This is a genomic window from Nocardia sp. NPDC059236, assembly GCF_042754085.1.
Taxonomy (GTDB): Bacteria; Actinomycetota; Actinomycetes; order Mycobacteriales; family Mycobacteriaceae; genus Nocardia.
The window spans coordinates 454,454-461,693 of record NZ_JBHZAF010000007.1 but is presented as its reverse complement, the minus strand read 5'-3'; the positions used below and the strand labels follow the sequence as shown (position 1 = coordinate 461,693).

Annotated in this window: 7 protein-coding genes and 2 pseudogenes; 1 reads left to right on the top strand and 8 read right to left on the bottom strand. The window is 68.8% G+C overall.

Going from position 1 to position 7,240, the window contains the following annotated elements; genetic code table 11:
* From ACFXIV_RS21450 to ACFXIV_RS21440, 3 genes and pseudogenes are all read right to left on the bottom strand, one after another.
* Positions 1-202 (bottom strand): annotated as a pseudogene (locus ACFXIV_RS21450) (long-chain fatty acid--CoA ligase); the annotation flags it as partial.
* Positions 203-260: 58 nt separating this feature from the next.
* Positions 261-1,409 (bottom strand): serine hydrolase domain-containing protein, encoded by a 1,149-nt coding sequence (locus ACFXIV_RS21445; protein ID WP_379394327.1) that lies wholly within the window; start codon positions 1,407-1,409, stop codon positions 261-263.
* Positions 1,410-1,424: 15 nt separating this feature from the next.
* Entirely contained in the window at positions 1,425-2,777 is a 1,353-nt protein-coding gene (locus ACFXIV_RS21440) for a flavin-containing monooxygenase (RefSeq protein WP_379394325.1), read from the bottom strand.
* Between the two features lie 146 nt (positions 2,778-2,923).
* On the opposite strand from ACFXIV_RS21440, the gene ACFXIV_RS21435 reads away from it, so the two are divergent.
* Positions 2,924-3,580 (top strand): TetR/AcrR family transcriptional regulator, encoded by a 657-nt coding sequence (locus tag ACFXIV_RS21435; protein WP_379379487.1) that lies wholly within the window; start codon positions 2,924-2,926, stop codon positions 3,578-3,580.
* A gap of 13 nt (positions 3,581-3,593) precedes the next feature.
* Here ACFXIV_RS21435 and ACFXIV_RS21430 read toward each other — a convergent pair whose 3' ends face one another.
* The 5 genes and pseudogenes from ACFXIV_RS21430 to nirD form a co-directional block, all read right to left on the bottom strand.
* Positions 3,594-4,001 carry a nuclear transport factor 2 family protein gene (locus ACFXIV_RS21430; protein WP_379394323.1) on the bottom strand — a complete coding sequence of 136 codons (408 nt, stop codon included), beginning with the start codon at positions 3,999-4,001 and terminating at the stop codon, positions 3,594-3,596.
* A 201-nt stretch (positions 4,002-4,202) separates the two neighbouring features.
* Positions 4,203-4,415, bottom strand: a complete 213-nt coding sequence (locus ACFXIV_RS21425) for a hypothetical protein (RefSeq protein WP_379379491.1) — start codon at positions 4,413-4,415, stop codon at positions 4,203-4,205.
* 155 nt (positions 4,416-4,570) lie between these two features.
* The gene (locus tag ACFXIV_RS21420) at positions 4,571-5,383 is read right to left on the bottom strand and encodes a CbiX/SirB N-terminal domain-containing protein (RefSeq protein ID WP_354834034.1); all 813 of its coding nucleotides are present in this window, start codon (positions 5,381-5,383) and stop codon (positions 4,571-4,573) included.
* A 257-nt stretch (positions 5,384-5,640) separates the two neighbouring features.
* A pseudogene (locus ACFXIV_RS21415) lies at positions 5,641-6,786 on the bottom strand (uroporphyrinogen-III synthase); the annotation flags it as partial.
* A complete protein-coding gene (gene nirD, locus ACFXIV_RS21410; RefSeq protein ID WP_379394321.1) occupies positions 6,783-7,178 on the bottom strand; it encodes a nitrite reductase small subunit NirD in 396 nt (131 codons plus the stop codon). The gene nirD and the pseudogene ACFXIV_RS21415, both read right to left, overlap by 4 nt.
* Between the last annotated feature and the right edge of the window lie 62 nt (positions 7,179-7,240).

Below are 7,240 nucleotides of genomic sequence, written 5' to 3'. Positions count from 1 at the left end.
TCCGCGCCGACACCAGATACTCGCGATCACCCAGCTCCCTGGAAGCTTCCAGCAACTCCAGCAGCGATCGGTGCCGGTTCTTGAACACCGGCAGCAGCACTCCGAGCACCGGCTCGACCGTCATCTCGAACGGCCCACCCGGCCCGGTCAGCTTCCCGGCCACCTGCGCGGCCAGAGCCTGCAGATCAACAGCGTTGGTCATGAATCAAGTCCTCGAATCCGATTGCGCGAACCTTCGCAGCTTGCCCGAGTGAGGCCCGTCACGCACGTCCCCTCACTGTGTCGAAGGTCGCCTTCATATAGGCGTCGGCCCGCTCGGAGCCGATCAGGCCGGGGGCCATGCGGTTCATGGCGTAGGCGAACGTGACGCGGTGGTCCAGGTCGTTGACGACGTGCGCGCCACCCAGTCCGTTCCACCAGCAGACGCGGCCGTCCGGCACCTGCGGGGCGGTCTGCGCGTGCGGCAGGCCGTAGCCGATGCCGAAGCGCAGCGGCAGCAGGATGGCCAGGTCCACCCCATCGGACTGCTGCTCGAAGATCAGGTCGATAGTCTTGTCCGACAGGAACTTCCGGCCGGCCAGCTCGCCGCCATTGCTGATCACCGACTGCAGCCGGGCGATGGAGCGGGCATTGCCGTGGCCGCCCATGCCGCCCAGCTCCGCCTGCCGCCAGCCCGGGGTCGCGCATTCGGCGAAGTCGAGCAGGGGCTGGAACAGCGTCTTGAACATAACGCTGTCCTGCGGCAGCAGCGACTGATCGAACTCGGGGAGATCCGGCGGCACCAGGGTGGCGATGCGGTCGAAATCGGCTGCGGGCGTGCCGATGTGGAAGTCCGCGCCCAGCGGCCGCGCCAGCTCCTCCGCGAAGAAGCTGCCCAGCGGGCGGCCGGTGACGCGCTTGATCACCGCGCCCAGCAGGTGGCCGTAGTTCATGGCGTGATAGCCCGAGACGGTGCCCGGCTCCCACCAGGGTGCCTGCGCCGCAAGCCGATCCGAGGCCGCGTCGATGTCGTAGATGTCCGACAATACGATCGGGGCCTCCCAGCCGGAGACGCCCGAGGTGTGCGAAAGCAGGTGCCGCACTTCGATATCGGCCTTGCCGTTCGCCGCAAACTCCGGCCAGTAGTGGGCCACCTTCTGGTGCACGTCCAGCTCACCGCGGTCGACCAGCAGCAGCACGCTCAGCGCGACCATGGTCTTGGTGATGGAGAAGGTGTTCACCAGGGTGTCCGCGGTCCACGGCCTGGTCTGCTCCGGATCGGCCCAGCCGCCCCAGAGATCCACCACCGTTTCGCCGTCCACGGTCACGCACACCGAGGCGCCCAGCTCCGCGCCCGACTCCACCTGCTCGGTGAAAGCCGCACGGACAGCCTCGAATTCGTCGGCACAGAATCCAGCCACATTGCTCATCCTGACCACTCCCCTCTACGCCCGCACCAGCGCGCGACTGCGCACCGGCAGCGTGTTGCCCGCGGCGGCGGCCCGGCGCGCGCCCTCCACCAGTTCCTTCTTCAGCTCGCGGACATAGATGTCGAAGTCGATCTGAATGGTGTGCCGCGGCGAGTTGTAATAGCGCTCGGCGCGTTCGGCCTCCGCCTTCGCCACCGCCGCCGTCATATCCGCCTGCGACGGGAACCGGTAGTTGCCCGACAGGTACGCCGCTACCAGCTTGGACTGCTGCTCGGCGAAGTTCACCAGGGTCGGCATCGGCTGGGCCAGGCCGAGATAGAAGAGATTGTCGATCTCGGGCTTCATCATCTGGCGGTACAGCGGCAGCTTGTTGTTGTCGTCGGGCCGCAGCGCCGGATCGGTGAAGAACGGGAAGCTGATGTGATAGCCGGTGGCGCACACCACCGCATCCACCTCTTCGGACGAGCCGTCCGCGAAATGCACGGTCTTGCCGTCCAGCTTGGTGATCGCGGGCTTGAAATCGATATCGCCGCAGCCGACCCGGTGCAGGAACTCCTCGCTCGCCGACGGATGCGCCTCGAACGGCAGGTGATCCGGCTTGGGCAGGCCGTAATCCTCCATGCGGCCGCGGTTCTTGACCACGAAACGCTGCTTGAGCTTGAGCGCCACCTTCGACGGCATCCACGCCGGCACCACCTGGGTGTCACCGACCTTGCCGTTGACGTACTTGGGCAGCACCCACACGCCGCGGCGGGCCGAGACCCACAGCTTCGAGGCGATGAACTTCTGCGACAGCTCCGAGGCGATGTCCAGGCCCGAATTGCCCATGCCCACCACCACGACGCGCTTGCCGCGCATATCGATCGGGTCGAACGGGTCGTTGTAGGCGTGCGAGTGGATCAGCGTGCCCTCGAATTCACCCGGGTAGTCGGGCGTCCGCGGATCCCAGTGGTGGCCATTGGCCACGATCAGCGCGTCGTAGGTCTCGACGCGGCCCTGATCGGTGGTCACCGTCCACAGGCCGTCGCTGCCGCGCTCGGCCGAAATCACCTTGTTGCCGAAGACGATTCGATCGCGGATGTCGAAATGGTCGACGTAATCCTTGAAGTACTGGTGCAACTGGCTGTGGTGCGGGAAGTCCGGCCATTCCTCGGGCGCCGGGAAGTCCTCGAACTGCAGCCGGAACTTCGAGGTGTCGATGTGCAGGCTCTGGTAGCAGGCCGACATGCCGTTCGGGTTCTTGTAGTACCAGTTGCCGCCCACCTCATCGGAGGCTTCGTAGCAGTCGAACGGGATGCCGTACTCGGCGAGCCGCTTCGCGGCGGTGATGCCCGACGGGCCCGCGCCGATGACGCAGACCCTGGGCAATTCACGATTGTGTGCAGATAGCGCAGCCAATTCACTCTCCTGGTTCGGCGACGGGTCACAGAGCCCTGCCGGACGTGATGTGCCACACACGCTAACACTCGCTAGACAGTGTGTCTAGTGAGTGAACTTGCGTCTATCATTCAGTCGTGACCCGATCCGACGTAGACCACCCCGAGACACCTGGCCAGAGCGACACGCCCCGGCGCACATCGCTGCGCGACGAACAGAAACGGCTGACCCGCAGCCGGCTCATCGACGCGGCCAAACAGCTGTTCACCACGCAGGGGTACGCGCCGGTCCGCGTCGACGACATCGCCGCCGCCGTCGGCTGCAGCCGCGCCACCTTCTACCTGCACTTCACCGGCAAACCGGATGTGCTGCGCGCGATCGCCGAACAGGGCACACTGCCCAGCGTCCAGCACTTCTACGAGGACCTCGACCACGTGCTCGACACCGGCTCGCGGGAGGAATTCGCCGCCTGGATGCGGCGCGCCATCGACTGGTTCCAGGAATACAAGGACCTACTGCCCGCCTGGGACGAGGCCACGACGCTGGAACCCGAATTCCGGGAAGTGGCCCGAGAGGGCATCATGGCCCTCCCCAATGTCATGAGCTCCTACCTCTCCCGCTGGCCCGCCGACCGCCAGGACGAAGCCCGCCTGCGCGTGGAACTCCTTGTCGCCCAACTGGAACGTTTCTTCACCCGCTGGGCCATGCAGGGCACCATCGACGTCTCCGCCGAGGAAGCCGCGAGTGTGCTGACCGACATCTGGTTCCCGGCCCTGCAGACCCCGAAGGGCTGATCCCCCCGGAGGGCTACTCCGAAATCGGCGTGACGCGGGCGCGGTCCAGCTCCCAGAACGCGCGCAGCGCAACGATTTTCCCGTCCGCATCCACCCGGTAGACGGCGACGAGATCAACCTCGACGACCACCTCGGGGCGTGCGCTGCGAATGGTCCCGGTGAAGGCCGCTTCATCGCCGCACGCGAACGAATCGGCCCACTCGAATTCGATTCGGCTGGGCTCGATCGCTTTGTCCCAGAACGCCGCAATGGCCTCGTGGCCCGCGTGCCCCTCGCCCACCGGGTCATACGGGGAGATGCCGACCGGATCCTCGACACGCGCGTCCGCCGCGAAGAGGGCGAGCCACTCGGCCTTGCGCTTGGCGCGCACCGCCGCCTGCGAGGCGAGTCCGGCGCGGCGGGCGGGATATTCGAGCGGCATCCCGCCATCCTGATCGCCGCCGAACCGAAGGGAACCGGCGAATACCGGTGAGCGAGACGGATCAGGCTGCAAGACGGCACATAAGCGGAGCGCCTTAACCACTGTTGAGGAGTAGCTACTGTGGTGCGGATCACGCGGACACGACTCGGGCCGACGCTATTCAGCGTCGGCCCGGAATCTGAAATTAAATTGTTTTGGAATTCAGTGGCCGGCGGCGGAACCGGTCCAGCCGAAACCCGCGCCCTGATCCGTCGGCTGGGTGTTGTTGACCAGCGCCTGGCACTGGTCGTAGGTCTGGCCCGACTGGATGCACGCCGTCCACGGGTCGTAGATCGTGGGGAAATCGGCGGCGGCGGTGGCGGCCGGGCCGGCGATACCGCCCGCGATCACAGCGGCGACGACAAACTTCTTCACGTGGGGATCCTCCAGGGTCTTTACCGAATTGCGGTAAAGGTTGCCATGCGAATCGAAAATCACCAAGTGATAGGGGAATTGGGCGATTCGGATCGGGCCGGGCCCCTAACGGATCGGGGCGAGCCCCTAATCCGACCGGGCCCGGACCCTGCCGATCAGGCGACCCGGACGGCCGTCAGCGAATCTATTGCCGCGAAGTAGCGATCGGTCAGCAAGCGCACCACGGCCGGGTGCACACCGATCGGCTCGGCGACACCGTCCGCACCCGCCTCGTGCAGGCGCTGGTGGAACAGCCCGTGGGCGAGCAGATAGGAGGCCACGAAGACCCGGCGCGCGCCCGAAGCCCGCACCGCCGCAACCACTTCCGGCACCTTGGGCTCACCGGTCGCGATATAGGCCAGGTGGGCGGTCGTGCCGACACGCTCCGAGAGCAGGCGCGCCGCGCGCTGCACATCCCGGCGCGCCCGCGCGTCCGAGGAACCCGCGGCGGCGAACACCACCGCGTCCCCGGGCCGCCAGCCCGCAGCCCGCAGCCGCAGGTGCATCACCTCGGCCAGCGCCGGATCCGGACCCATCGCCTGGGTGACCGCGACCGCGTCATGAGCACTCGCGGCCACCTCTCGCGGCACGTCCTGATACACGTGGTAGCCCGAGGCCAGGAAGGCCGGAACCACCACGGCGGGAACCGGATCCAGATCCCGCAACACCTCGGCTGGGGAGGGCCCCAGCACATCCACGAACGCGGTGCGCACCCGCGGGGTACCGGCGATCGCGATCTCACGCAACGATGCCGATGCGGCCCCGAAATCGGCACCGGCACCTGTCTCGGCGATCCCGCCGCGGACACCGTGTGCGAGCGCCGACGCACCCAGCTCCCGCGCAACAGCTCCCGCCAGTTCGGCGATCATCTCCACACCCCGGGCGCTCCGGGTGCCGTGCGCGACGAGCACCAGCGCCGGCGCGCTCACCACGCACTCCCGGCCGGACGGCCGGGGCGCGCGGCCACCGCGGGGCGGGCGGCGGACTGCGCCGGGAAGCCAACCGGACGGCCCGTCCCGTTCACCGGGGCGATCGGGCGGCGGGCTGCCGCGGCGGGCGGCGGGACCTCCGCGTGCGGCGCACGGGTGCCGGGGATGCGCGGCGGCAGGTCGCGGCGCGCGCCCAGACCCTGGGTGTGCGCCGGAACCGGCTGGCGCGCAGCCTGATTCGGGCCCTCCGGGTGCGGATTGTCGGTGCACTCGGCGGGGTCGAGAGCCAGCCGGTAGCCGCGCTTGACGACGGTCTGGATGGCCTTGGGGGTGCCGAGGCCCGCGCGGAGACGGGCGATGGCGGTCTCCACGGCGTGGGTGTCGTCGCCGCCCCCCGGCAGGGCGGCGAGCAGGTCCTCACGGGAGACGACCCGGCCCGGCTGGCGGGCCAGGGAACGCATGAGCGCCATGGGCGCGGGGGCCAGCTGGCGCACCTGACCGTCCACGACGACGCAACCGCCGCGGACGCTGAGCAGGTGCCCGGCGGCCTGAATCCGGTTGGCGCGCCGGGGAAGTTCCTCGGCGACGTGGCGGGCCAGCGCGCCCAGACGGGCGCGGCCGGGCATGGACGTCGTGACGCCCAGCTCCTCCAGCGGCGCGGCCGTGATGGGGCCGACGCAGGCCGGCAGCACCCGGGTGCGGAAGGCGTGCAGGACGGCCTCCAGCAGCCCGGTCTCCTTGGCGCGCATGAGAAGTGACGCCACGGCCGGAGCGCTGGTGAAGGTCACGCAATCCAGTCCGGCGGTGACGATGCCCTCGATGAGGCGGTCCATGGGAGTACGGTCCTCCGGCGGAATCCACCGGTAGACCGGGACCGGAACCACATCGGCTCCGGCGCAGCGCAATACCTCGCAGAAGTCCGGCACCGGCTCCCACTCGGTGGTGGCGCCGTGCAGCTGCACCGCGATCCGGACCCCCTCGACCCCCTGGGCCAGCAGGTGATCCAGCACCTCGGCGCTGGACTCCGAAGCGGGAGACCATTCTTCGCGCAGCTCGGCGGCGCGGATGGCGCCCTTGGCCTTGGGGCCGCGGGCCAGCATGCGGGTCGAGCCCAGGGTGGCGCGCAGCTCCTCGGCCAGGCCCCAGCCCTCCGCGGCCTCCATCCAGCCGCGGAAGCCGATGCCGGTGGTGGCCACGGTGATCTGCGGCGGGGCCGCGACCAGCTGCCGCGTCACCCGCTCCAGCTCGGTGTCGTCGGCCAGCGGAATGATCCGGATGGCCGGGGCGGAAACAACATTCGCGCCCCGGCGGGCCAGCAGGGTGCCGAGTTCCTCGGCGCGCCGGGCGGCCGTGATGCCGACCGTGAAGCCGGCCAGCGGGGTACCGCTGTCAACCTCGGTCATGCCGTACCGCCGATGAATTGGACCGGGTCGTTGGACACCGAGACCACGCTGTCCGCGACACGGACCGCGTACACCGGCAAGGAAATGGAGTCATCGTCCAGGCAGCGCCCATCGATCAGCGAGAAGGCCTGCTTGAGCAGCGGCGACGCCACCACCGGCACACCGCCGCGGTCGCCCACCAGGCCGCGCGACATGACCGCCGCGCGCCCGAAGGGATCGATATTGCCGACGGCGAACAGCGTCCCGTCGGCGGTGAGGAACAGCGCCGCCTGGCGGCCGCCCTTCAGCAGGACCGCCACGCCGCGGCCGGGAATCAAATAGTCCTGCCGGCAGGCCTGAGTCCAACCGGAAACGGTCGTCACTGCGGTGCCGGGTGTGTCGATCACGGTCATCGGTACTCTCCTCCGAACGCCCTACCTATTGGTACCGGCGCCCTGTTTCCTCGCGGTTAAGC

Bases quoted from the DNA above. Each gene is read 5' to 3' on its own strand.
- ACFXIV_RS21445 (WP_379394327.1), bottom strand. From the start codon at position 1,409: ATGAGCAATGTGGCTGGATTCTGTGCCGACGAATTCGAGGCTGTCCGT.
- ACFXIV_RS21430 (WP_379394323.1), bottom strand. From the start codon at position 4,001: ATGCCGCTCGAATATCCCGCCCGCCGCGCCGGACTCGCCTCGCAGGCG.
- nirD (WP_379394321.1), bottom strand. From the start codon at position 7,178: ATGACCGTGATCGACACACCCGGCACCGCAGTGACGACCGTTTCCGGT.